The following is a 23,038-nucleotide window of genomic DNA, read 5'->3' as shown; positions in this document are numbered from 1 at the left end:
CCGGTGGTTGCCGGACGCCAGCAGGGTGGAATCGATCATCGGTCACCAAGGGCTGGACCGAGCTTGACCGAACGACACGGGGGTGGGTAGCGCCATGAGACCCACATGGGCCGCGCAGGCGCTGCGCGACACCACCATCGAATACGTGACCACGACGTCCGCACTGGCGGAGCCCGACCCGAGGGCACTCGGCCACGCACCCGAGGAGATCTACCGCCGCAGTGCGGCCGGCGGTGCCGGCAAGGGCAGGGTCCGGGCGCTGATCGCGGCGACCCCGGGCCGAAGCGGCCGAAGCAGGCCCGACGCCGACCGCACGGCCTCCAGTGCCACCGAACTGCTTTCCGGCGAGCAGCCTCCTTCGGGCTCTGCGGTCGCGTAGCGAATCCGGCCGATTCCGTATGTGAGCCAGGCGTGATCGGCCCGGGCGAAAACCATTCGACGCCGCCGCGCCTTTCGGTCATGCTCAGGGCATGTTCCGGTACGCCTTCCTCGCAGCGCAGTCCGCAGTCGCGGACACGCCGAAGGCTGCCGCGAACCCCGAGGCCGCAAGCCCGGCATGCGCAACGGCGGTTGCCGCCGAAGCCGCAGCAGCAGCAACCGTCGCAGCGTTCGCCGCCGCGGCAGCGCCCCTCGGCGGCGCCCGAAGCTGACCCTCCCCCGACAGTCCGGCGGACCCCGTAAGGGGAGGGTCGGCGGGGCCCTGGGGTCTTCTCTTCTCAGCTTCGAATTCCAAGGAACGAGCCATGCCCAAGACGGCATACGTGCGCACCAAGCCCCACCTCAACATCGGCACCATGGGCCACGTCGACCACGGCAAGACCACGCTGACCGCCGCCATCACCAAGGTGCTGAGCGACCGGGGGACCGGCACCTTCGTACCGTTCGACCGGATCGACCGGGCGCCGGAGGAGGCGCAGCGCGGTATCACCATCAACATCTCGCACGTCGAGTACGAGACGGACACCCGTCACTACGCGCACGTCGACATGCCCGGCCACGCCGACTACATCAAGAACATGGTCACCGGAGCGGCGCAGCTCGACGGAGCGATCCTCGTCGTGTCCGCGCTCGACGGGATCATGCCGCAGACCGCGGAGCACGTTCTGCTGGCGCGTCAGGTCGGCGTCGACCACATCGTCGTGGCCCTCAACAAGGCCGACGCGGGCGACCCCGAGCTGACCGACCTGGTCGAGCTCGAGGTCCGCGAGCTGCTCACGGCGCACGGCTACGGCGGTGACACCCTGCCCGTCGTCAGGGTGTCGGGCCTCAAGGCGCTGGAGGGGGACCCGCGCTGGACGGGTGCCATCGACGGGCTGCTGGACGCGATCGACACGTACGTACCGATGCCGGTGCGCTACACCGACGCGCCGTTCCTGCTGTCCGTGGAGAACGTGCTCACCATCACGGGGCGCGGCACCGTCGTCACCGGTGCCGTGGAGCGCGGCACGGTACGCGTCGGGGACCGGGTGTCGGTGCTCGGCGCGGACATCGAGACGGTCGTCACCGGCCTGGAGACCTTCGGCAAGCCGATGGAGTCCGCCGAGGCGGGGGACAACGTCGCGCTGCTGCTGCGCGGAGTGGAGCGCGACAGGGTCCGCCGCGGCCATGTGGTGGCGGCCCCCGGCAGCGTCAGTCCGAGCCGGCGCTTCACCGCGCAGGTGTACGTGCTGTCGGCCCGGGAAGGGGGCCGCACCACGCCGGTCACCACGGGCTACCGGCCGCAGTTCTACATCCGGACGGCCGACGTGGTCGGTGACGTCGACCTCGGCGACACCGCCGTGGCGCGGCCCGGCGACACGGTCACGATGACCGTCGAGCTCGGCCGTGACGTCCCGCTCGAGTCCGGTCTCGGCTTCGCGATCCGCGAGGGCGGCCGGACGGTCGGCGCGGGCACGGTCACCGGGCTGCTCTGACACCGTGCGGAACCCGCCTCCCACGCATCACGGGAGGCGGGTTCCGTGGGTCCGGAGCGCCTCGGAAAGAGGGAACAATGGAGGCGTGAACGAGCCGATACCCGTCATCCGCACCACCGACTGCGGCACCGCCCGGCTGCTGCCCGATGTGGACCGGGACCGGGCCTGGCTGCTCACGGTGGACGGCGCCCCGCAGTCGTACGTCGACCTCGACGATCCGCAGTACCTCGAATTCGAGTACGTACGGCGGCTCGCCCACGTCGTGGACCGGGCGGGTGAACCCGGTGCGCCCCTGGACGCCGTGCACCTCGGCGGCGGCGCGCTCACCCTGCCCCGCTACGTAGCGGCGACCCGGCCCGGTTCCCGGCAGGACGTCGCCGAGTCCGACCGGGGACTGATCGAGCTGGTCCACGACCACCTGCCGCTGCCCGGGGAGGCCGGCATCACCGTGCACGGCACCGACGCCCGCGGCTGGCTGGAGCGGGCGCCGGAGGACTCCGCGGACCTCCTGATCGCCGACGTGTTCGGCGGCGCACGGGTGCCGGCCCACCTCACGTCCGTCGAGTACGCACGGGCCGCCGGGCGGGTCCTGCGGGCGGACGGGATCTACGCGGCCAATCTGGCCGACAGCGCGCCCTTCGGCTTCCTGCGCCCGCAGCTCGCCAACTTCGCGGAGGTCTTCGACGAGCTCGCGCTGATCGCGGAGCCCGCGGTGCTGCGCGGCCGGCGCTTCGGCAACGTCGTCCTGGTCGCCTCGCGGAGCGCGCTCGACATCGCACCGCTGACGAGGCTGTGTGCCGCCGACGCGTTCCCCGCCCGGGTCGCGCACGGGGCGGCGCTGGCACGGCTCATCGGCGATGCCGCGCCCGTACGGGACGAGGAGGCCGTCGCGTCACCCGAGCCCCCCGACGGAGCCTTCGGCATCGGCTGACGCCCGGGCCTGCGCCGGAACCGCCGGGCCGGCCGTCTCCTTCACGGTGCTGCGTCGCGTCAGATTGCGTACGTCCGGGACGAACAGCACCCCCACCGTGACCACCACGACCAGCACGGCACAGCCCCAGAGCGCCTGGCTGCGGCCCACCAGCGTCTCCACCGGGCCCGCCGCCGCCGTCGCCAGCGGCACCATCGCGACCGAGCCGAACCAGTCGTACGCCGAGACCCGGGACAGCTTGTCCTCGGGAATCTCCTGGTGCAAGGCCGTCATCCAGGAGACGCCGAACACCTCGATGGCGACTCCGGTCACGAACATGACGCCGCACAAAGCCGTCACCGGGAGGGGGATCGCGAGGCCCGCCGACGGCAGGGCCATGGGGAACACGCAGAGCGTCCCGGCCAGCAGGAGTCTCCGGGGCTTCCATCGCATCATGAGCAGTGCTCCGCCCAGGGTGCCGACCCCGAACGCGGCGAGTGCGAACCCCCACGGGCGCGCGCCCCCGAGATCGTCCCGTGCGACCAGGGGGCCGTACACCGCCTCGGCGGCCCCGACGACGGCCACGACCACGGAGAACTGCAGCACGATGGCCCAGAGCCAGGGGCGCCCGGCGACCTCCTTCCAGCCGTCCCGCAGGTCGGCGAGCAGGCCGCCGCCCGGTTCGCGCTCGGGGATGTGGCTCACGTCGAGGAAGGCCCGGAGCGTGCCGGCGACGGCGAACGCGGCCGCGTCGACCGCCAGGACCCAGCCGGGATCCATGGCCGCGATCATGGCGCCGCCGAGCGCCGCGCCGCCGATGGCTGCACCGTGCATGGACATCCGGAAGAAGGCGAAGGCGCGGGCCGCCTGGTCGCCGCTGACGCTGGACATCAGCATGCCCTCGGCCGCCGGGTTGAAGAAGGCCTGCCCGGTGCCGCACAACGCGGTCAGCAGCATCATCTGCCACAACTGCGGGTCACCGGTCAGCACCAGCCAGGCGAACACCGCCTGGGAGCCGCAGTTGAGCGCGTTCGCCGCCACCATGACGCGGTGCCGCGGCAGCCGGTCCGCGATCGCACCGCCGATCAGCAGGAAGAGCACCAGCGGCGCGGTGCGTGCGGCGGCGACCAGGCCGACGTCGCCCCCGTCGCCACCCGCCTCCAGAACCGCGAAGGCCGCCGCGATCAGTGCGCCGTGGGTACCCAGGCTCGTGATGATCGCGGCGGCGGTCAGCAGACCGTAGTTGCGGCCGGTCCGCAGGGGGCGGAGCGAGGGCGGCGGGGAGGCGGCGGCTGAAGTCACCAGAGGACTATCGCCGCCGCGCCCCCGTGCTGCCAAATGGATTGACCGGGCCGCGGATGTCCGAGGTCAGGAAGTGCTCTCGGCCAGACGGACGGTGCTGAGGATCTTCTGGATGGTGGCGTCCGGGAGTTCGTCGTCGACTCCGGCGTTGGCATAGAGGACCCACGACGAGTACTCGTCCTTGGCGTTCTTGAAGGTGAACGCGATCGACTTGCCGTCGGTGTCGCACTTGTCCTTCTTGGCCAGGCCCGTGGCGGTCGCCGTCGCGACGCTGCCCGAGAGACCGGACTTGGTCGTGTACGGCTTGGCCTTGCCGATCTTGACCTTCTCCTTCGGGTCCTCCTGGGCGTAGGCGGCCCAGACCCAGTTGGCGGCCTCGTTGGTCGCGGCCTCGTCCGTGCTCTTCGCGCCCTGGCCGCCCTTGGTGCCGACACCGGCCAGACCGGTGTCCTCGTCGCGGCCGTCCTTGTCGGAGTCGTCGACGCACCACTTGCTCTTGTAGTAGGCCGGTGCGGTGAAGCCCACCGCCGGCTTCCCGGTGGGGTTCTTGACGTCCTCGAAGCCGGAGAACACGCCGCCGCCCGAGACCTCCCAGTCGCCGGGCACGTCGAACTGTGTACCCCACTTGGGGTTGGTCACGACCTTCCAGCCGGGCACCGTCGGCGCGGCGTCCTCACCGCCCCGCGGATTGTCCGCGGGGGAGGAGGTGGCCTCGGAGGGCTTCGCGGACGGCGAGGCCTTGTCACCGCCGGCGACGGTCGTGCTGCCCTTGTCGTCGTCCTTGTTCATGACGACGACGCCGGTGACGACGGCCGCCACGACGACCGCGGTGGCGGCGACGATCGCGACGATCGTCGTCTTCTTCTTGTCGTCCGGTTTCGGGCCCCCCGGCTGACCGCCCGGCACCGCGTACTGCGGCACGGTGGGCTGCTGGTACGGGTTCGGCTGCGGGTAGCCGGGCTGCTGGCCCGGCTGTCCGGGCTGTCCCTGCTGGTAGCCCGGCTGCTGATATCCCGGTTGCTGATAGGGATTCGGCTGCTGGTACCCCGGCTGCTGGTACGGGTTCTGATTCTGGTCCTGCGGGTTCTGCTCGCCCCCGGGCGGCTGCTGTCCTGGCCACATGGCCAGTAACCATAGAGGGGCGGGGGGCCCACTGCTACGGCCGCCCCTGTGAGGGGATGGTCAAGGCCTACTACTCGCTAGTAACATAATGGCCATGAGCACGGAAGAAATGACAGTCGGCGACATGCTGTCCGCGAGCGTTCCGATGGTGCGGACACTGAACCTCGAATACCTGGAGACGACCGCGGAGCGTGCTGTCCTCTCGCTTCCCGACCAGCCCGATTACCACAACCACCTCGGCGGGCCCCACGCCGGAGCGATGTTCACGCTGGCCGAGTCGGCGAGCGGAGCGATCGTCGTCGCCGCGTTCGGTGACCAGATGACGCGGGCCGTCCCGCTGCCCGTCACGACGGAGATGGCATTCAAGAAGGTGGCCATGGGACGGCTCACCGCGACGGCCACGCTCGGCCGCCCCGCGGCCGAGGTCGTCGCCGAGCTGGACGAGGGCAAGCGGCCGGAATTCCCCGTCACCGTCGAGATCCGGCGGGCCGACGGTGCGGTGACGAGCGAGATGAGCGTCGTCTGGACCCTGCGTCCGAACCGCTGAGCCGGCGACCCGCCCGCAGCGCGCCCCCGCGCGGCACAGAGGCGGCACGTCCCGCGCCGGCCGGGCCGGTAGGCTGCCCGCCGTGCACCCTTCGTGGTGCACGGCGGGCAGGATTCTCAGCGGGAGGAACAGGCGTTGCACGTCCAGGAGTGGCTCGAGACCGTTCCCGCGGTCAGTATTTACCTCCTGGTGGGGGTCGTCATCGGGCTCGAGAGCCTCGGCATTCCGCTGCCCGGGGAGATCGTCCTCGTCAGCTCGGCGCTCCTCGCCTCCCAGCACGGCGACATCGACCCCGTGGTGCTCGGTGCCTGCGCGTCGGCCGGAGCGATCATCGGGGACTCGATCGGCTACGCCATCGGCCGCAGGGGAGGACGCCCGCTGCTCGCCTGGCTCGGTGGCAGATTCCCCAAGCACTTCGGTCCGGCCCAGATCGCCATGGCGGAGCGGTCGTTCGAGAAGTGGGGCATGTGGGCGGTCTTCTTCGGCCGCTTCGTCGCACTGCTGCGGATCTTCGCCGGCCCCCTCGCCGGTGTCCTGCGCATGCCGTACTGGAAGTTCCTGATCGCCAACGTCTTCGGCGGCATCCTCTGGGCCGGGGGCACCACGGCCGTCATCTATTCGGTGGGAGTCGTCGCCGAGGCGTGGCTCAAGCGCTTCTCGTGGCTCGGACTGGTGGCCGCGGTGCTGATCGGGGTCACCTCGATGCTGGTGCTGAGGAACCGGGCCAGGAAGTCGGAGCAGCAGCATGCCGCGGAGGGCCTGGGCCCGGTTCGGGCGCCCGAACCGGACGCCGTGGCCGTCGCGGACTGAGCCGGCACGTGTCCGCATGGCCCCGGCGGAAGGTGTGGGGGACTGGGGGCCGGGCGAAGCTCCGGCGGTCCGGGGGAGAGCCGCAGCCCCGGATCCCGGCGGCGGCCCGGATCCCGCCGGGGCCCGGGCATCGACTGGTCAGGCCTGGTGCGCGGCGCGGTGCGCCTTCGCCAGCTCCACGTAACCTGCCGCGTTGAAGGCGATGCCCTCGCGCTCCTCGGCGGTCAGCTCCCGCTTGACCTTGGCGGGGACGCCTGCGACGAGGGAGCCCGGCGGTACGCGCATCCCCTGCGGGACGAGTGCCTGCGCGGCGACGAGCGAACCGGCGCCGATGTGCGCCCCGTTGAGTACGGTCGCACCCATCCCGATCAGGACGTCGTCCTCGATGACGCAGCCGTGCAGGACCGCGTTGTGGCCGACCGAGACCCGGGCGCCCACGACCAGCGGGAAGCCGGGGTCGGTGTGCACGCTGCAGTTGTCCTGGATGTTGCTCTGCGGGCCGAGCGAGATCGGACCGCAGTCGGCACGGAGCACGGCCTGGTACCAGACGCTGGAACCGGCAGCCAGTGAGACCTCGCCCATGACGACGGACGTGGGTGCCACGAAGGCGTCCGGGTCGACGTCCGGCTCCTTGCCTCCGATGCCCGTGATCAACGCCTGTTCTGCCATCGCCTGCTCCTCCGCTGCGGGGGTGGTCCGGTCACGCGCCTTCGTATGTCCTCCTGTGAACGGTAGGCGACGCGTTTCCCGTCCCGGCGGGGGGTGGGGTGAACATCACAGGCGGTCCCGGGGATCCGCCCGTCCCGGCCGACTACCGTGAGCGGGTGCCGAAGAAGAGAAACACGTTCTCCTTCCCGCCGGCCCGCTGGCGGCGTCGTCTCCTGTCCCGTGCGGTCCACCGGGGCTGGGACTGGGTGCGGGAGGCCGGGGCGGTCACCGCGCAGGATCCGGGGCGGCTGCGTTTCGGCCGGATCGGCACCGGGACACGGCTCGCCTTCCCGCAGGGCACCGTCTTCGGCGAACCGTGGATCGAGCTCGGCGACCACTGCATCATCGGGGAGCAGGTGACGCTCACGGCCGGACTGATGCCCGACCTGGACCTGGGAGCGGACCCCATCCTGACTCTGGGTGACGGTGTGGTGCTCGGCCGCGGCAGCCACGTCATCGCGGACACCACGGTGACGATCGGCTCGGACACGTACTGCGGCCCGTACGTCTACATCACGTCCACCAACCACAGCTACGACGACCCCGACGAGCCCGTCGGCAAGCAGTGGCCGCGGATGGAGCCCGTCGTGATCGGCCCGGGATGCTGGATCGGCACCGGCGCCGTGATCCTCCCCGGCGCCAGTCTCGGCCGCAACGTGGTCGTCGCGGCCGGAGCCGTCGTGCGGGGAGAGGTCCCCGACCACGCGGTGGTGGCGGGCGCGCCCGCCCGCGTCGTACGGAGCTGGGACTCCGAGAAGGGCTGGCAGCCGCCCCTGCGCACGCCCGCACCGGTCCCGATCCCCGAAGGCGTCACCCCAGAACAGCTGCAGGCCGTGGCGCAGCTGCTGGAGGACACGCCCCGCACCTGACGGGCGCCCGACCGGCTGCGAGCAGGGCCGTCCCCACCAGGGCCCAGGGGCGCTCGGCGGGCGCTCACCCAGCAGGCCCTCACGCCGCTGGGGCCACCACCACGGCCGGGGCCCTGGTGTGCGGGGCGGCTGCCGGGCAGGCTAGTTTGCTCGGGTGAGTCTCCTTGATGATGTGGCAGAGCGCGACGGCTGGCGTTGCTGGGTGTGCGACGAACCGGTCGACCCCGACATGTCGGTGAACGACCCTCGGGGGCCCAGCGTCGACAGTCGGACCGCCGACCGGAAGGCCAAGGTCGCCGAACGGCTCGCTCATCGCGGGTGCAACACCCGCAAGGGCGCGGTCAAGGTGGTCATCGCCTGGCCGGACCGCCTGTACGTGGTCGACCCCGCGCCGCTGATCACCGTCGCCGAACGGCTGGAACGCAAGGGGGGCCGCGAGATGGTGGGCCGTTGTCCGAACAGGCAGGACGCCCAGGAGGCGGCGGACTGGCTGGTGGACCGGTTCTCCCGACTGGTGCCGGGGCTGCCGGTGACCGCCGACATCACGGCGGGCGGCGGCCAGTTCCTCGTCACCCTGGCCACCGGCCGCCGCTGACCGGGAAGCGCCGGCGCACACGCACGTTGGTGACCCCGGCCCACATCGGCCTGTCCCGGCACGAGCCGGCCTACCGGCGCGCGACGGGCTACCGCCGGGCGGCCGGGGCCGCGTCGGGCGTGCACCTCCGGACGGGAACGGTGCCTGGAGCCTGAGTGGGCCCCGAAGCCGTCGCTGCATCCGGTGACGATCGCTTCCGGGCAGAGGAGGGCCGGGGGAGGGGCGACGGCCGGGTCGGCATCCGCCCGTCAGACCAGCCGCCTGATCTCGCCGCGCACCCGGTAGAAGCCCGCCTCGGCGGGATGCAGGGCGTCGACCACATAGCGTGTCCCCGGCTGGCGCATCCCACGCGGGAACTGCACGTTCCATGACGGCTCGAAGCCGTCGGAGACCACATGGACCCGCAGCCTGCCCGCGTCCTGGACACACTCCACGACCACGGCGCCGGGCGGCGGCGAGCTGACGGTCGTGACCGTGGCCGCCGGAGTGTAGGTGGGCAGCGCCGCGGCGGACTTGATGTCCGCCGCGACCGGGACCGTGCCCTGCTGGGCCGCAGCGACGGCCGCGGGGCTCGCGTCGACGCACACCAGTGACCCGTCCGTGGTGACCATGTACAACTTGTCGTCGAAGAACTGCATGGACAGCGCCGAACCGCCGCCCGTACCGAGCTTCCACAGGCGTGTGCCGTCCGGGTCGAAGCAGTACACCGACGAGGAGCTGTCGCCCGCGAAGACGAAGCGGCCACCGGGCGCGGTCGCGCACGCGTACACGGCGGTGTCACAGCGGAAGGTGGCCTCCACCACGCCTGTCGCCTTGGACAGCCGTTGCACCACGTTGCGTGCGGTGCCCGCGTACACCGACTCCTCCTCCTGCCAGCCGAAGAGCACCTGACCCGGCGTCGAGGTGTGCCACAACTCCCCCGAGCCGTCCGGCGCATAGGCCGTGACGCCCTTGTGGTGTCCGTGGTAGACGGCCCGTTCGTCGGCGCGCACCATCCAGCCGTGCTCTCCGGTGGACTTGCGCGCCCACTGGTACTCGTCCTCGTGGTCGATGACCGTCAGACCCCCGGCACGGTCGGAGACGTTCAGCACGCCTTCGCGGATGTCCAGCCAGAAGATGTCCACGTCCGCCGCGATGTCGTACGCCGCGAACGGAAGCTTCGAGGAGAGGTCGTAGACCTTGCCGTCGTCGCACCCCGCGTAGATCCAGAAATCGTCCGCCACCAGGCACTTGACGCCGTCGGGCAGCGTGTAGCGCGCCAGGACCTCACCGCCGTGGCTGACGGTGTAGACGTCACCCGCTTGGTTTCCCACCCAGCAGCGGTCCTCGTCGACATGGATGCCGAAGGCCGCCGCACCGGTCCTGAACCTCCACAGCACGGGCGCCACGGCGCGGGCGGTGGAGGGCGCGGAAGTGACCTGGCGGCGCGTCACCGCTCGTGCCGCGCGCTGCCCCCGTACCGCCGGCGCGTACCCCTTGCGGACCTTCTCGCCGATCTTCTTGGCAGCCGCGGCCTGTGCCTTCGCCTCCGAGGGGAAGGAGGAGGTCTGCAACTGGCCGTCCGCGCCGATGCGTCCGTAGCGCACCGAGACCACTGTCCCGTCCACGGTCACCTCGTAGAACTTGTGCGCCCCTGCGCCGTCCTGCGACAGCTCCAGATACGTGGTGGTACGCGGCATGACAGCCCTCTCGACAAGATGGACCGGCGCTCCGTTCGCACCGCGTCCGACAGGGAGAACGCTACGAGAGACCACTGACATCGACACGTGCGGGCGGGCGCCGGTGGCAGCGGCTCCACGCCGGCTGCCGTCCTGCCGGGCGGACGGAATCACCCCGCCGCCCGGTCGACATGATGCTTCCCGGCCCTGCCACCCGACTGATGCCCTCCTGGCGGAGATTCCCTCCGTCCCCGGACTCGTCGGACGACCACGTCAACGGCCTGACATCCTCCTGTCGGCACCGGGACCGAAGGGGCCGCACCGCTCATGGCCTGGCACGTGTGTGCACGACAAGCGCGCCGGCAAGCGCGAGCGCACCCGATCCGACCAGCGCGAGCATGCCAGGGGATCTGATCACGCGGTACGGGCCGATGGCCAGGACAGAGCGTCGTGCCTGGATGGACAGCGCACTGCCGGTGCTCTGGATGGACCCCAGCGACACCAGGGACATGGCGGAGCCGATCGAGCCGATGGACATCGAAGAGCCGATGGACCAGATGGACAGCGCGCTGCCGACCGAACCGATGGACAGCGCGCTGCCGACCGAACCGATGGACAGCACTGACCCCACGGAGCCGATGGACAGGAACGAGTCCTTCGACCACAAGGAGAGCGAGGAACCCCCGACTGCTCGGGAGGAGATGTGCACCATGGGGGTCATTGTGCCGTGAGAGGGGCCGAGGTCGGCATAGCCGGTGACAACAGCCGCGCCGGTTTCTCGCTGGTGGCGAGCAGCGTGCGGTGCCCATGACGGCAAGCCTGCCTCGCCGATGCGGAATCGCATGGCGACGATGCTCCCCCCGGGCTGGGACGCGCCCTGGTGACCCTCGGCAGGGTTTGCGGGGGCGAAAGGTCCGCGCCCGTGCCGGAGGAGGCCGTCGAGGTGCCGGAGAAGCGGAGCACCGCACTCGGGCTGTGCCGGACGCCGTACGCCCTGGGCGCCCATGGCGGAACGGACGGCGGGCGATGTGTCTCGGTGTTCGAACGGGCCCATGGAGACGGCCGTGGACCGCGGGGGCGATGCGTGGGCGGAGAGAAATCACGCGCAAGCGGGCCGAGCGACCACGCGCGACTTCCTCGGACGGGGTCCGGCTGATGCCGTCCGAACGGAAGGCGGCGCGTTCGGCCGCGGCCGGTCTGAGTAATGCGGAGACATTGTCCGGGCTGGGCACGGCCTCCCGCGCGGTGGAGAGGCATCTGACGCAATTCCAACGGCGCATTCGGTATTTCGGGCGACCGGAACTGGTGCGGGCCCGGGAGCCGGTGGAACTCCGGACGCCTGACGGATACCGGTGCGCGCATTCCTGTCCGCTCCCTCCGGCCGGAATCGGGCGGCGATCGGAAGCCCCCGGACGGCAAACGGTCAGCCGGCCCGCGCCGGCGCTGCGGCGATCATGTCGGCAGGTTCACCGGGCACTTCCGGGCGGTCTCTTGGGGGACGAGACTTCACGGTGCGACCTCACCGTCGACGTCGACCGGGCTGTTCAGGTCGAGTGCCACGACCGCGGGGCAGCGTCCGAAGGGATTTCCGGCCACAGTTTTCGCCGACCGCACAAAGGTCCGCTTGACCGGCCCGGAGGCATATTCCTAGGCTCTGCTGCAGTTGGTCAGAGGAGAAAGGCTCGGCCGGGCCGCGACCAGGAACCCGGCCGAGTACGCGCCGCCTGCGATCGCACTCCAGGTGTCGTGTACGCCCCCCGTTTCTGAATCGAGAAAGACGGTGCGTCGCAGTGACCTCGCACGTAACCAGTGCCTCGCACGACAGAGACAGAGTGTCCGTCCCGCATCACGCGACCACTCACCGGAAAACCCAGGAGCCACGAGCTCACGGATCGGGCAACCTCCGCCTTTACACCGCTTATATGGACCCCGAGATGCAGATCGTGGCCGCGGAACTCGATTTCTCGCACCAGTTCGGCCGCACATCGGCCGACACCTGTGGCCGCAGCCTGTACGAGTTACTCCATCCCTCCGCCCCCTCGGTGCTGCACCGCCATTTCACCCGGCTCTCCGAGGGCCGTTCGAACCGCTTCGCCGAGCGCATGGTCGGCCTGAGGAACGGGGGCCGGGTCTTCTCCGGCGGGCTGACCGGTATCGCGGTGCAGAACACCACCGGGCAGCTCGCCGGCATCGTCGTGCAGGTCCGGCCCGACGCGGAGGCGGGCGGCAGGGATGCCGGTGACGTGATCGGTGACCCGCGGGAGCGGTTGCTGAGCAAGCTCGACGCCCGGGTCCTGGAGGGGATAGCCGCAGGCGCCTCGACCATGCAGCTCGCGGCGGTGCTCTATCTCAGCCGACAGGGCGTCGAATACCATGTCGGCCTCATGCTGCGCAAGCTCAAGGTGCCCAACCGGGCCGCCCTGGTGGCGCGCGCCCATTCCATGGGCATGTTGACGGTGGGTCAGTGGCCGCCTCGCGTGTTGCCGGAGTACATCAGGTGAAGTCCGGTCCCTCCGGAGGTGCGGGCCGGACCGGGACCGGAATTCGATCCGGGACCGGCCGGGCCGGGCTGCGGTTCTCCGCCGAGCGAGGGGCGGCCGTACCGTCCCTGTTCCGGTACGGCCGCCGTCGCGTGGGCCCCGGTGCGTCGGATCTCAGGTGACCGGGCCCGACGACGGGGGCGGCGGGCCTTGGGGGGCCTCCCGGGTGACGTCCAGCAGCCGACGGGCGGCGCTGAACAGGTCCTGGTGGGTCGTGTAGAGGGCGTTCACGCCGAAGCGCAGGATGTCCGGGGCGCGCATGTCGATGATGACTCCGCGGTCTGACAGGCCCCGGGCCAGCCTTCTGGCGTGGGGATGACGCAGTGCGACGTGGCTGCCGCGTCGTGCGGGGTCGGACGGGGTGACGGGCGCGAAGCCGAGGGGAGCGAGCAGTTCGCCGGCGCAGTCCAGGAAGAAGGCCGTCAGCGAGAGGCTCTTGGCCCGGACGTCGGCCATGTCGACGCCGTCGAACACGGTGAGCGCGGCTTCGAGGGCCAGCAGCGACAGGATGGGCGGGGTGCCGATACGAGCGCGGGCGATGCCTGGCGCGGGTGCGTACTCGCGGCTGAGGCCGAAGGGGTCGGCGTGGCCGTTCCAGCCGGTCAGGGGGGTCTCGAATGCCTCGTGGTGACGTCGGGCCACATAGAGGTACCCGGGGGCTCCCGGGCCGCCGTTGAGGAACTTGTAGCCGCAGCCGACGGCGAAGTCGACGCCGAGGGTGTCGAGGTGCAGGGGCAGGGCGCCGGCGGCATGGCACAGGTCCCACAGGACCAGCGCGCCGACTCGGTGCGCGGCATCGGTCAGCGCGCGCATGTCGTACAGCTCTCCCGTGCGGAAGTCGACGGGCGCGTAGCTGACCGCGGCGACCCGGGCGCCCTCGGCGGCGAGGAACGGTGCCAGGTCGGCCGGTGGGACCCGCCGCACCTCCAGGGCCCTGCGCTCGGCCACCGCCTGCGCCAGGTACCGGTCGGTGGGGAAGTGGCCGGGGTCGGTCACCAGCAGGGTCCGGTCGGGGCGCAGCGCGGCGGCGGCGCTGAGCGCGGTGAACAACTGCACGCTGGTGGAGTCGCCCGCCACAGTCTGTCCCGGCGCGGCACCGATCAGGCTGCCGATGGCGTCGCCGATCCGCAGGGGCGCCTCCCACCAGCCGTTGTCGTTCCAGGAGCGGATGAGGTCGGTGCCCCACTGCCGGCTCACGACGTCGGCGAGGGCGGCGGGAACGGCGGCTGGCAGGGGCCCCAGGGAGTTGCCGTCGAGATAGACGACGTCGCCGGGGAGCAGGAACCGCTCGCGGAGCGGGGCCAGGGGGTCGGCGGCGTCGAGTCGCGCGGCCTGTTCTTCGCGTGTGGTGAGGGCGGTGGTCATGTCAGGGGCGCCTTCCGGTCGTCGTCGACCGGGCGTCGTGCGCCGAAGGCGGCCGACATCTCCTCCAGGGTGCCGGCGACCGCGCGGGCACCGGGCGCTCCCGGTTCGATGAGCGTGTAGTGGCCGGTACCGGGCAGCACGACGGTCGTCAGGTCGCGGTGCACGGACGCGTAGTCCGCGTACTGGGTGAGCGGGACCTCCTCGTCGACGGCTCCGTGCAGCAGCACGGTGGGGACGCCGGTGGTGCCCGCTTCGCGCAGCAGGGTCAGGGGGTCCACCGAAGGCATCCTCGACGCGAACAGGCTTGTGCCGCCGAGGAGGAGCAGGGCGGCGTCGTCGCTGAGGCCGTCGCGGCGGGTGGCGGTGAGGTCGGTGATCGGTGCCAGTGCCAGGACGGCGGTGGGCAGGTCGCGGGTGTGCCAGCGCGAACCGGGGGGCAGCAGCCCGCGGGCCGCGCACCACAGGGCCAGATGGCCTCCCGAGCAGTGTCCGGCCAGGACGTACGGCCGTCCCTGCGGCAGCGTGTCCACGATGCGCGTGACGTCGTCGAACGTCTCCGGGTACCCGCCGGCGCCGCCGGACCGGCGGAAGCCCGGCAGCAGCACGTCGAAGCCCTGCCGCGCGAGGTAGGCCGCGAAGGGAGTGAGGTGCATGCGGTCGTAGCGCCAGTAGCCGCCGTGCAGCAGGACCACCAGCGGGGCGCCGGGGTCCTCGGCGGGCCAGGCGTCGTAGACCTGGTGGGGGTGGTCTCCGTAGGAGCCGTGCACCGGTGCCAGCACCGGCTTCAGGCCCAGGACCCGCTTCTCCTCCTCTGCCGCGAACGCGGAGATCGTCCTAGACATCGCCGCGCACCTCCCACAGTTCGGGGAAGACCGGGCGGGCGGCTCGCCGTTCCAGCCAGGCGAGCCCGGTGGAGCCGGCGCTGCCGCTCTTGGTGCCCATGGCACGGCGCACGACCATGACGTGGTCGAAGCGCCAGCGCGTGACGAGTTCGGCGACATCGGTGAGCAGCTCACCGAGGGCGAGCAGCGGGTCGTGCCGCGGGCCGGCGTAGACCTGCCGCCAGGCCTCGATCACGCCCGGGTCGCAGGTGTGGGGGGCGGTCGTGTCGCGGTCCCTGACGTGACCGGGAACGGGCAGGCCCCGGCGGTGCAGGAAGCACAGCACCTCTTCGTACAGGGATGTTTCGCGGTAGGTCTCGCCGAGCGCCTCGTGGACCGCGGCGTCGCCCTGGTGCAGACGGAGCATGTCGGCGGACTTGTCACCCAGCAGGAACTCCATGTGCCGGTACATGGCCGACTGGAAGCCGGACGCCCGGCCGAACGCGGCCCGGAAGCCGTTGAACTGGGCGGGTGTCAGGGCTGCGACCGGCGCCCAGGTCGCGTTGAGGGCGGTCAGGGCGCGCCGGCTGCGTGTCAGTGCGTCCACGGCGGCGTGCAGGTCGTCCTTGGCGAAGGCCGTCCTCGCGGTGCGCCACTCGTGGACGATCAGGGTGAACCACAGTTCCATGACCTGTGTGGTGACGAGGAACCCCATCTCGTCAGGGGCTTCGGTGAGGGGGTGCTGGAGCGTGTTGAGTACGGAAGCGTGCACGTAGTCGTCGTAGGGGCTGGTGCCCGGGAAGGGCTGGGTCGGCGCGTCGGTGTCGGCGGTGGGAGGGGCGGGGGCTGACGTGCTGTCGGTCATGGCATCTCCTGGTGCTGCCGTCGATGGTGGGTGCGGCCGGGCGGCCGGGGCGGAGGCCCCCGGCGTGCGGCGCGGGGAAACGGCGCCGCGAGCGGCTTCCTCATGCGCCGAGGTGGACGCCGCCGGAGGCGTCGATCCACTGGCCGGTCACCCAGCGGGCGTCGTCGCTCGCCACGAAGGACACGACGTCGGCGATGTCCGCGGGGGTGCCGAGCCGTCCCAGAACAGAGGCTTCCGAGTACCTCCGGCGCACCTCCGGGATGCTCAGCGTGGGGTTGATCTCCGTGTCGGTGTAGCCGGGCGCGACGCTGTTCACGGTGATGCCCCGGTGGCCCAGTTCCTGGGCGAGGGCCAGGGTGAGGTAGTCCAGGGCGGCCTTGGTCATGGTGTAGGCGACGATCGGGGGGAAGGCGACACGGGTGGCCACCGAGGAGACGTTCACGATCCTGCCGCCGTCGCGCAGCCGGGTCAGTGCGCGCTGGACGACGAAGAACGGCGCCTTGGTGTTGACGGCGAACACCTGGTCGTAGTCCGCCTCGGTGACGTCCGCGATCGGGCGCGGGAGGGTGATTCCGGCGTTGTTGACGAGGATGTCGACGCCGGGACGCGCGCCCCGTGCGGACAGGGCCCGGTCGAAGGCCTCCCACAGTGTGTCGGCGTCGCCGTCCACGCCGAGTTCGGCGTGGACGGGGAAGGCCTGTCCGCCGTCGGCCTCGATCTCCTTGACCGTGCGCTCGGCCGACGCGCGGTCGTGTCCGTAGTGGACGGCGACGAGGGCGCCCTCGCGGCCCAGGCGCCGGCCGATGGCCCGGCCGATGCCCCGGCTGCCGCCGGTGACCAGAGCGGTCTTGTCCTGGTGTCGCAGGCTGGTGGTCAACGTCTTCTCCTCGGTGAGTGGGGGCCGGCCCGGGGCCGCGGCGGGGCGGGCCGGTTCATGCGTCGAAGTCGAGTGTCAGCTCGTCGCCGAGGGGCCGGGCCCTGCACACGAGCGTGTAACCCGCGGCGAGTTCGGCGGCGTCGAGGGCGTACTGGGTCCCTGTGGTCACCCGGCCGGACGTGACGCGGGCCCGGCAACTGCCGCACACGCCCTCCCGGCAGGCGTAGGGGACGTCGGGATGGGTGCGCAGCAACGCGTCCAGGACCGTGGCGTCCTCGGGTCCGGCGGCTGCCAGGCGGTGGCGACCGCCGAGCAGGGCGGTGAGGCGGGTCCGGAGCGGGGCGGGGGCCGACCGGGACGGAGCGCTCGTCGGCGGGTCGCCCGCGAGGGTGAACATCTCGTAGTGGATACGGTCCGGGTCCGCGCCCCACGCCGTGAGTGCCCGGCGCACCGCGGTGACCAGGCCGGCCGGTCCGCACACGGCGTACGTGGTGCCGGGGCCGGGCCGGGTGTCGACCGCCGCGAGCAGGCGTGGGAGCGTCGCGTGGTCGATCCGCCCACCCGGTGCCCCGCTGTCGTGCCGCTCCCGGGTGAGGACGTACAGGACGGTGAGACGGTCGACGAACGAGTCCTTGAGTTCGGACAGTTCGTCGGAGAGCAGGGCGTCTGCGGCCGTCGGGACCGAGTGGATCAGGGTGATGCGGCAGACGGGGTCCTCGCGCAGTGCGGCGGCGGCCATGGTGGCGAGCGGTGTGATGCCGGAGCCGCCCGCGATCAGGACGTGGTGGCCGCCGGGCTGCTCGGGCAGGGCGAAGGCGCCCTGCGGCGGGGAGAGTTCCAGGACGTCGCCGGTCGACAGGCCGGAGACGGCGTGGGCGCCGAAACCGTCGGGTGCACCGCGGCGGATCACCAGGCGCAGTGCGACCGGGTCCGCCGGCGGGGGGCACACCGAGTAGCTGCGGCGCAGTTCCGTACCGGCGCGGCGGTGCCGGACGACGACGTGCTCGCCGGGCCGGTGGGCGAAGACGTCGCGCAGGGCGTCGGGCACGTGGAGGGTGACCGCGACCGCGTCCCCGGTGAGGTGGCGGACGTCTGCGGCCACGAGCCGGTGCCAGCCGGTACGCCGGCCGGGTGTCGGGTGCCGGTGGGGAGCCGCCGGGAGTGTGGTGAGGGGTACGGCGCCGGTCGCGCCGAGAGCGGCGCCGGGGCCGGTGCCGGCGACCGCGTGGGTCGTGCCGGTGTCGGGGCCGGTGCCGGTCGTGTCGCTGTCCACGGTCGGCCTCACAGCGCGCTCAGGTACGGGAAGAGTTCGTGGCACGCCGTGCACCGCAGCACGGACTGGCAGCGGGCCGGGCCGAAGGGGCTGTGCGGCCGGGTGGCCCGGGAGCCGCAGTGCGGGCAGGGCACCGCGGCCAGTACGACGGGGACCGGGCCGCCCGACGAGGCGGGCGGGGGCGGGGCGATGCCGTGGGCGGCGAGCTTCTCCCGGCCGGCCTCCGTGACGCGGTCCGTCGTCCACGGCGGGGACAGCACCTGCCGGACGCGCCCATCGGGGTGGCCGCTGCCGGCGAGGACGTCCCTGACCGCGGAGACGATGGCGGGCAGCGCCGGGCAGCCCAGGAAGGTCGGGGTGATCTCCACTTCGAGGACTCCGTCGGCTGCAGGGGCGACGGACCGAACCACACCGAGGTCGCCGAGGCCGATCATCGGCAACTCCGGATCAGGCAGCGCCTCCACCAGGGCCCGGACCTCCGCCACCGGGCGGGGAGGGCGCAGGGACACCACAGGCCGTGACCCCACAGGGCCCGGCCGGGGCGCGGCCGGTCGCGACGGCGAGGGGACCGAGCCGTTCACCAGCGGCCCCCCGGGAACTGTCGGTGCACCGACTGCATGTCGGCGATCAGCGGTCCGAACTCCTCGGTGTGCAGGCCGGCCCGTCCGCCCCCGGCCCGCCAGCGCGGGGTCGGCACGGTCAGACCCGCCCGGGTCACGACCTCGCCCACGCGCCGCTGCCAGACCGGGTGCAGCGGGGCCGGCGAGGGCGCCGTACCCGCCGCGACCACGTGGCGAGTCACCTCGTCCTCGTCGAACAGTTCGGCCGCGTAGGGCCACACCCGCTCCAGGCCGCGTTGCATGCGGCGCGCACTCTCGGGGGTACCGAGCCCCAGCCGCAGGGCCCAGTTGTCGGCGTGCGTCCGGTGGAAGGCCACCTCCTTCGCGGCCCGCTCACCGAACGCGGCCAGCCGGAGGTCCGCGCGGTCGGCCAAGGCCTCGTAGTACAGGACCGCGTAGTGCGCGTAGACCAGTTGGCGCGCGACGGTCACCGCGAAGTCGCCGCAGGGCAGCTCGGCCAGCAGGGCGTTGGTGAACTCACGGTCGGAGCGGGTGAAGGCGAACTCGTCCTCGGTACGTCCCGTGCCGTCGGCCTCTCCGCTGAGGGCGAGCAGCGTGCGGGCGTGGCCGATCAGGTCGAGGGCGATGTTGGACAGGGCCATGTCCTCCTCGATCGTCGGCGCCCGCGTGATCCACCGGCACAGCCGCTGTCCGAGGACGAGGGCGTCGTCGCCCAGGCGCAGCAGGTGCACGGCGAGGTGGGCGTCGGCACGGGCGGCTTCGTCGGCCGGGGCCTGGTCAGTCGAGGTGGTCACCGTCGGCGCCTTTCTCGGTCAGGGGCGGGAAGTGCTCCGGATACCGGTACGGCTTGTGGTGGGCGCCCGCGAAGAACGGGTCGCGTTCATCCGGGGAGGCGGCGTGCACGGCATCGGAACGGACCACCCACAGCGACAGCGGGTCGCCGCGCCGGGTGTAGAGGTCACGGGCCCGCAGCAGAGCCGTATCGGCGTCGGCGGCGCGTACGGACCCCACATGCTGGTGGTTCAGGCCCCGCCGAGGCCGGAGGAACACCTCCCAGGACGCCGGTGCGCCTTCGGTCCGGCGGCTCATGCGCGCTCACCCGCCCCGCCCCGTACGGCCTCCACCGCGGCCGGTCCCGCCCCCGCTTTCGAGGCCGTTTCCGGGGCCGGGGGCGGAGGCGGAGGCGGACCGTCGGCCCCGAAGCGCGCGGCGTAGGCGGCGGACGCCTCCCTCACCCAGGCGCCGTCCTCGTGCGCCGCCCGCCGGTGGGCGAGCCGCTGCCGCGACCAGTGCGTGTCCTCGCCGAGCGCCGCGCGGTAGAGGTCCCAGTCCACGGGGGTGAAATCGTGGTGGCCCCGTTCCTCGTTCCAGCGGATCGCAGGGTCCGGCAGGACGAGTCCGAGTCGTTCGGCCTGGGGGACGCAACTGTCGACGAAACGCTGGCGCAGTTCGTCGTTGGTGTGACGCTTGATGCCCCAGGCCATGGCGCGGCGGGAGACGGCGGCGCCGAGCGCCGCGGTGCGGGCGTCGGCGCCGCCCGCCTCGGTGTCGGGCGGCCCGAACATCAGCGCCACGGCCGGCAGCCACCACCGGTCCACCGCGTCCTGGGCCATCGCCTTCTGCTCCGGTGTGCCCTCGCACAGCGTGCGCATGAGGTCGTAACCCTGTCGCACGTGGAAGGCCTCCTCCTGGCAGACTCTGCGCATCGCCCGGGCGTACGGACCGTAGGACGTGCGGCACAGAGGGGCCTGGTTGATGACGGCGGCGCCGTCCGTCAGCCAGGCGATGGCTCCGGTGTCCGCCCAGGTCAGCGCGGGGTGGTTGAACGTTGCCGAGGCCCGCTGCTGGCCCTGGTGCAGGGCGTCGAGCAGTGCGGCCCGGTCCACGCCCAGTGTCTCGGCGGCGGAGTAGAGGTACATTCCGTGCCCGGCCTCGTCCTGCACCTTGGCGATGAGCACCGACTTGCGGTACAGGGAGGGGGCCCGGGTGAGCCAGGCGCCTTCCGGCTGCATGCCGATGATCTCGGAATGGGCGTGCTGCGCGACCTGACGGATCATCATTCTGCGGTAGCCGTCGGGCATCCAGTCGCGGGGCTCGACGGTCTCCCCGGCGGCGATGAGCCCGTCGAAGTGCGCGAGCAGTTCGTCCTGCGAGGCGGGGGTGGTGCCGGTCGGCCGCGCGCTCATGCGGCGCCCCCGTGGCCTGTTCCCGCCGGGCCGGAACCGCGCCGGCCCTCGAACCGGGCATCTGGCTCGGGCACTGGTATCACTCCTTCGGCTCTCCTCGGGCCTCCCGCCGGGCCCGGCCCGGCGGGAGCAGTGGCACCCGGTCCGTTCGGCGGGTGGCGCGCTCCCCGTCCCGGAGAAAGAGGCTGTGCACGGGCTCCGCTATCCCCGCACCCGGCGGTGCGGGCGCGTGATGAACGTCACGTAGGGCCACCGGGATTGCCGTCGGACGCACGGGCCTCTTGTCGGGGTGACACCGGACCCACGCGATTCGCTCGGCGGGCACCCGCCGTGGTGAAAGGGGAAAGCATGGCCACCATCAGGGAACTGCTGGTCGAACTCACCGGTACCGCGGAGTTCGCCGACGCCGGGGAGGTCGGTGACGGCATCGACCTCGCCGCGAGCGGCATCGACTCCGGCGACCTGGTGCGCCTCGTCCTGCTCGTCGAGCAGCGGCTCGGCGTGGAGATCACCGCCGACGACATGGAGGAGCTGCACTCGATCGGCGACTACGAGCGGTTCGTGACCGAGCGTTCCACCGCCGGCGGTGCGTGATGTGGCTGACACAACTGCTGGAACGCAACCGCCAGTGCTGGCCGGACCGGTGGGCACTGGTCGACGAGCGGCGCCGGCTCACGTGGTCGCAGTTCCATGACCGCACGCTCGAACTGGCTCGTGGACTGGCCGAGCTGGGCATCGAGCGCGGCGACCGGGTCGCGGTGCTGTCCAAGGACCGCGTCGAGGTCCTGGAGACCTACTTCGCGCTCGCCCGGCTCGGCGCGCTGTTCGTGCCGCTGAACCACAGTCTGGCCGTGCCCGAGGTCGAGGACATCGTCGCCCGCGTCGGGGCGGTCGCTGTCCTCGGCGAGTCGGACCTGCTGGACCTGCACCCCGACCTCCCGGCGTGCGTACGGATCAGGATGGCGCTGGACAAGCCCGCCTTCGGGGCGCTGGGCGCCCTGACCGCCGATCGAGTCCTGCCCGAGGTGGCCGACGACGACCCGATCGCCGTGCTGCACACCTCGGCGACCACCGGGCGGGCCAAGGGCGTCACGGTCGACGGCGCCTCGTTCCGTGCCATCGCCCTGGGCTGGCTGGTCATGGCGCGTCCCACCGAGGACATCGTCATGGTCAACTGCTGCCCCCTGTACCACGGCAGCATGGTCGTGTCCCTGACCTACCTGGCCGCCGGCGCCACCGTCGTGCTCATGCCCGGCTTCACCCCGCAGCGGGCGCTGGCCGCGGTGGAGGAACACCGCGCCACCCACATGTGGCTGGTCCCACAGATGCTCCGCTTCATGCTCCAGGCCAAGAGCTCCGGGCGCACCGACCTGTCCTCGCTGCGGGAGATCCTCTACGGTGCCGCCCCCATGCCGCTGGACGTGTACGCCGAGGCCGTGGAGCGCCTCGGCTGCGGTTTCCGGCAGGTCTACGGCATGACGGAGGTCGGCGGGCCCTTCGTCACCCTCGGCCCCGACGAGCACCCGGCCCCCGGGGACGTCTCCGTCCGCATCCCCTGCGGACGCGTCGTGCCCGGCATGTCCGCCCGCGCGGTCGACGAGACCGGGCGGGAGCTGCCCCGCGACGAGATCGGTGAGATCACCGTGCGCGGACCGGGTGTGATGCAGGGTTACTGGAACGACCCCGAGGCCACCCGCGAGATCGCCCTCGACGGCTGGATCAAGACCGGTGACCTGGGATTCGTCGACGGCGCGGGACGCATCCACCTCGTGGACCGCAGCAAGGACCTCATCATCCGGGCGGGGCAGAACGTCTATCCCTCCGAGATCGAGCGCGCCCTGATGTCCCATCCGGCGGTCAGGGACGCCGCGGTCATCGGCATGCCGGACGACGACTACGGCGAGGTACCGCTGGCCTACGTCGTCGCCGCCCCGGACACCCGGGCCGCGGAGCTGCTCGCCCATGTCAGGGAGCAGCTCGCGCCCTACAAGCGCCCGCGCCGGGTGGAGTTCATCGAGCAGGTGCCCCGCAATCCCGCCGGGAAGATCGTCAAGAAGCTGCTGCGGGCCTGACGGGTGCGCCCGCTCCCGTTCCCC

At 72.0% G+C, this 23,038-nt stretch carries 24 protein-coding genes; 11 read left to right on the top strand and 13 right to left on the bottom strand.

Annotated features, from left to right (window positions below; genetic code table 11):
• Positions 1-94: 94 nt before the first annotated feature.
• From OG927_RS04210 to OG927_RS04200, 3 genes are all read left to right on the top strand, one after another.
• Complete coding sequence (locus OG927_RS04210) at positions 95-379, top strand: hypothetical protein (RefSeq protein ID WP_330319725.1); 285 nt, start codon at positions 95-97, stop codon at positions 377-379.
• A gap of 364 nt (positions 380-743) precedes the next feature.
• Complete coding sequence (gene tuf, locus OG927_RS04205) at positions 744-1,913, top strand: elongation factor Tu (protein ID WP_056795811.1); 1,170 nt, start codon at positions 744-746, stop codon at positions 1,911-1,913.
• Between the two features lie 85 nt (positions 1,914-1,998).
• On the top strand, positions 1,999-2,844 hold the full coding sequence (locus OG927_RS04200; protein ID WP_124283003.1) for a spermidine synthase: 846 nt from the start codon (positions 1,999-2,001) through the stop codon (positions 2,842-2,844).
• Here the strand turns inward: OG927_RS04200 and OG927_RS04195 are convergent.
• The gene (locus OG927_RS04195) at positions 2,806-4,125 is read right to left on the bottom strand and encodes an MFS transporter (protein ID WP_056795805.1); all 1,320 of its coding nucleotides are present in this window, start codon (positions 4,123-4,125) and stop codon (positions 2,806-2,808) included. The genes OG927_RS04200 and OG927_RS04195 overlap by 39 nt on opposite strands.
• Before the next feature lie 66 nt (positions 4,126-4,191).
• Positions 4,192-5,247 carry a hypothetical protein gene (locus tag OG927_RS04190; protein ID WP_124283004.1) on the bottom strand — a complete coding sequence of 352 codons (1,056 nt, stop codon included), beginning with the start codon at positions 5,245-5,247 and terminating at the stop codon, positions 4,192-4,194.
• A gap of 109 nt (positions 5,248-5,356) precedes the next feature.
• Here OG927_RS04190 and OG927_RS04185 point away from each other — a divergent pair, with 109 nt between their 5' ends.
• Together OG927_RS04185 and OG927_RS04180 are read left to right on the top strand one after the other, a co-directional pair.
• On the top strand, positions 5,357-5,794 hold the full coding sequence (locus OG927_RS04185) for a DUF4442 domain-containing protein (protein WP_056795800.1): 438 nt from the start codon (positions 5,357-5,359) through the stop codon (positions 5,792-5,794).
• Between the two features lie 135 nt (positions 5,795-5,929).
• The gene (locus OG927_RS04180) at positions 5,930-6,604 is read left to right on the top strand and encodes a DedA family protein (RefSeq protein ID WP_124283005.1); all 675 of its coding nucleotides are present in this window, start codon (positions 5,930-5,932) and stop codon (positions 6,602-6,604) included.
• 138 nt (positions 6,605-6,742) lie between these two features.
• On the opposite strand, the gene OG927_RS04175 is transcribed toward OG927_RS04180, so the two are convergent.
• A complete protein-coding gene (locus OG927_RS04175; RefSeq protein WP_056795794.1) occupies positions 6,743-7,273 on the bottom strand; it encodes a gamma carbonic anhydrase family protein in 531 nt (176 codons plus the stop codon).
• Positions 7,274-7,428: 155 nt separating this feature from the next.
• Here OG927_RS04175 and OG927_RS04170 point away from each other — a divergent pair, with 155 nt between their 5' ends.
• Together OG927_RS04170 and OG927_RS04165 are read left to right on the top strand one after the other, a co-directional pair.
• Entirely contained in the window at positions 7,429-8,181 is a 753-nt protein-coding gene (locus OG927_RS04170) for an acyltransferase (protein ID WP_056796045.1), read from the top strand.
• Between the two features lie 154 nt (positions 8,182-8,335).
• Positions 8,336-8,776 (top strand): hypothetical protein, encoded by a 441-nt coding sequence (locus OG927_RS04165; protein WP_056795791.1) that lies wholly within the window; start codon positions 8,336-8,338, stop codon positions 8,774-8,776.
• A gap of 248 nt (positions 8,777-9,024) precedes the next feature.
• On the opposite strand, the gene OG927_RS04160 is transcribed toward OG927_RS04165, so the two are convergent.
• On the bottom strand, positions 9,025-10,455 hold the full coding sequence (locus tag OG927_RS04160) for a WGR domain-containing protein (protein WP_124283006.1): 1,431 nt from the start codon (positions 10,453-10,455) through the stop codon (positions 9,025-9,027).
• A gap of 410 nt (positions 10,456-10,865) precedes the next feature.
• On the opposite strand from OG927_RS04160, the gene OG927_RS35960 reads away from it, so the two are divergent.
• Both OG927_RS35960 and OG927_RS04150 read left to right on the top strand, forming a co-directional pair.
• Positions 10,866-11,165, top strand: coding sequence for a hypothetical protein (locus OG927_RS35960; RefSeq protein WP_209470941.1), 300 nt, complete (start codon positions 10,866-10,868; stop codon positions 11,163-11,165).
• 1,191 nt (positions 11,166-12,356) lie between these two features.
• Positions 12,357-12,935, top strand: coding sequence for a helix-turn-helix transcriptional regulator (locus tag OG927_RS04150; protein ID WP_330319724.1), 579 nt, complete (start codon positions 12,357-12,359; stop codon positions 12,933-12,935).
• A gap of 153 nt (positions 12,936-13,088) precedes the next feature.
• Here the strand turns inward: OG927_RS04150 and kynU are convergent, their stop codons facing one another.
• The 9 genes from kynU to paaA all read right to left on the bottom strand — a co-directional run bounded on the left by kynU (position 13,089) and on the right by paaA (position 20,942).
• On the bottom strand, positions 13,089-14,339 hold the full coding sequence (gene kynU, locus OG927_RS04145; RefSeq protein WP_330319723.1) for a kynureninase: 1,251 nt from the start codon (positions 14,337-14,339) through the stop codon (positions 13,089-13,091).
• On the bottom strand, positions 14,336-15,181 hold the full coding sequence (locus tag OG927_RS04140) for an alpha/beta hydrolase (protein WP_056795773.1): 846 nt from the start codon (positions 15,179-15,181) through the stop codon (positions 14,336-14,338). Before OG927_RS04140 ends, kynU begins: the two co-directional genes overlap by 4 nt.
• Positions 15,174-16,025, bottom strand: coding sequence for a tryptophan 2,3-dioxygenase (locus OG927_RS04135; RefSeq protein WP_056795766.1), 852 nt, complete (start codon positions 16,023-16,025; stop codon positions 15,174-15,176). Before OG927_RS04135 ends, OG927_RS04140 begins: the two co-directional genes overlap by 8 nt.
• Positions 16,026-16,125: 100 nt before the next feature.
• Complete coding sequence (locus OG927_RS04130; protein ID WP_056795760.1) at positions 16,126-16,902, bottom strand: SDR family oxidoreductase; 777 nt, start codon at positions 16,900-16,902, stop codon at positions 16,126-16,128.
• A 55-nt stretch (positions 16,903-16,957) separates the two neighbouring features.
• Positions 16,958-18,175 carry a 2Fe-2S iron-sulfur cluster-binding protein gene (locus OG927_RS04125; RefSeq protein WP_330319722.1) on the bottom strand — a complete coding sequence of 406 codons (1,218 nt, stop codon included), beginning with the start codon at positions 18,173-18,175 and terminating at the stop codon, positions 16,958-16,960.
• An 8-nt stretch (positions 18,176-18,183) separates the two neighbouring features.
• Positions 18,184-18,684, bottom strand: a complete 501-nt coding sequence (gene paaD / locus OG927_RS04120) for a 1,2-phenylacetyl-CoA epoxidase subunit PaaD (RefSeq protein WP_164494222.1) — start codon at positions 18,682-18,684, stop codon at positions 18,184-18,186.
• A gap of 68 nt (positions 18,685-18,752) precedes the next feature.
• Entirely contained in the window at positions 18,753-19,550 is a 798-nt protein-coding gene (gene paaC / locus OG927_RS04115; RefSeq protein WP_330319721.1) for a 1,2-phenylacetyl-CoA epoxidase subunit PaaC, read from the bottom strand.
• Complete coding sequence (gene paaB, locus OG927_RS04110; RefSeq protein ID WP_056795754.1) at positions 19,534-19,845, bottom strand: 1,2-phenylacetyl-CoA epoxidase subunit PaaB; 312 nt, start codon at positions 19,843-19,845, stop codon at positions 19,534-19,536. The genes paaC and paaB overlap by 17 nt, the downstream gene beginning before the upstream one ends.
• Complete coding sequence (gene paaA / locus OG927_RS04105) at positions 19,842-20,942, bottom strand: 1,2-phenylacetyl-CoA epoxidase subunit PaaA (protein WP_330319720.1); 1,101 nt, start codon at positions 20,940-20,942, stop codon at positions 19,842-19,844. Before paaA ends, paaB begins: the two co-directional genes overlap by 4 nt.
• A 348-nt stretch (positions 20,943-21,290) precedes the next feature.
• Between paaA and OG927_RS04100 the strand changes: the two genes are divergently transcribed.
• Both OG927_RS04100 and OG927_RS04095 read left to right on the top strand, forming a co-directional pair.
• Positions 21,291-21,536: an acyl carrier protein gene (locus OG927_RS04100; protein ID WP_056795752.1), complete on the top strand. Its 246-nt coding sequence runs from the start codon at positions 21,291-21,293 to the stop codon at positions 21,534-21,536.
• Positions 21,536-23,014 (top strand): class I adenylate-forming enzyme family protein, encoded by a 1,479-nt coding sequence (locus OG927_RS04095; RefSeq protein ID WP_056795750.1) that lies wholly within the window; start codon positions 21,536-21,538, stop codon positions 23,012-23,014. The genes OG927_RS04100 and OG927_RS04095 overlap by 1 nt, the downstream gene beginning before the upstream one ends.
• The last annotated feature ends 24 nt before the right edge of the window (positions 23,015-23,038 follow it).

The sequence above is a fragment of the Streptomyces clavifer genome (assembly GCF_036345975.1).
In the GTDB taxonomy this organism is placed as follows: domain Bacteria; phylum Actinomycetota; class Actinomycetes; order Streptomycetales; family Streptomycetaceae; genus Streptomyces; species Streptomyces clavifer.
Note: the sequence above shows the minus strand (reverse complement) of the source record. Positions and strands in the feature narration are given on the sequence as shown.

What these genes read in the sequence shown, in the direction of transcription:
- OG927_RS04210 (WP_330319725.1), top strand. Translation starts at nt 95, where the DNA reads ATGAGACCCACATGGGCCGCGCAGGCGCTGCGCGACACCACCATCGAA.
- tuf (WP_056795811.1), top strand. Translation starts at nt 744, where the DNA reads ATGCCCAAGACGGCATACGTGCGCACCAAGCCCCACCTCAACATCGGC.
- OG927_RS04190 (WP_124283004.1), bottom strand. Translation starts at nt 5,247, where the DNA reads ATGTGGCCAGGACAGCAGCCGCCCGGGGGCGAGCAGAACCCGCAGGAC.
- OG927_RS04185 (WP_056795800.1), top strand. Translation starts at nt 5,357, where the DNA reads ATGACAGTCGGCGACATGCTGTCCGCGAGCGTTCCGATGGTGCGGACA.
- OG927_RS04175 (WP_056795794.1), bottom strand. Translation starts at nt 7,273, where the DNA reads ATGGCAGAACAGGCGTTGATCACGGGCATCGGAGGCAAGGAGCCGGAC.
- OG927_RS04160 (WP_124283006.1), bottom strand. Translation starts at nt 10,455, where the DNA reads ATGCCGCGTACCACCACGTATCTGGAGCTGTCGCAGGACGGCGCAGGG.
- OG927_RS35960 (WP_209470941.1), top strand. Translation starts at nt 10,866, where the DNA reads ATGGCCAGGACAGAGCGTCGTGCCTGGATGGACAGCGCACTGCCGGTG.
- OG927_RS04150 (WP_330319724.1), top strand. Translation starts at nt 12,357, where the DNA reads ATGGACCCCGAGATGCAGATCGTGGCCGCGGAACTCGATTTCTCGCAC.
- kynU (WP_330319723.1), bottom strand. Translation starts at nt 14,339, where the DNA reads ATGACCACCGCCCTCACCACACGCGAAGAACAGGCCGCGCGACTCGAC.
- OG927_RS04140 (WP_056795773.1), bottom strand. Translation starts at nt 15,181, where the DNA reads ATGTCTAGGACGATCTCCGCGTTCGCGGCAGAGGAGGAGAAGCGGGTC.
- OG927_RS04135 (WP_056795766.1), bottom strand. Translation starts at nt 16,025, where the DNA reads ATGACCGACAGCACGTCAGCCCCCGCCCCTCCCACCGCCGACACCGAC.
- paaB (WP_056795754.1), bottom strand. Translation starts at nt 19,845, where the DNA reads ATGAGCCGCCGGACCGAAGGCGCACCGGCGTCCTGGGAGGTGTTCCTC.
- paaA (WP_330319720.1), bottom strand. Translation starts at nt 20,942, where the DNA reads ATGAGCGCGCGGCCGACCGGCACCACCCCCGCCTCGCAGGACGAACTG.
- OG927_RS04100 (WP_056795752.1), top strand. Translation starts at nt 21,291, where the DNA reads ATGGCCACCATCAGGGAACTGCTGGTCGAACTCACCGGTACCGCGGAG.
- OG927_RS04095 (WP_056795750.1), top strand. Translation starts at nt 21,536, where the DNA reads ATGTGGCTGACACAACTGCTGGAACGCAACCGCCAGTGCTGGCCGGAC.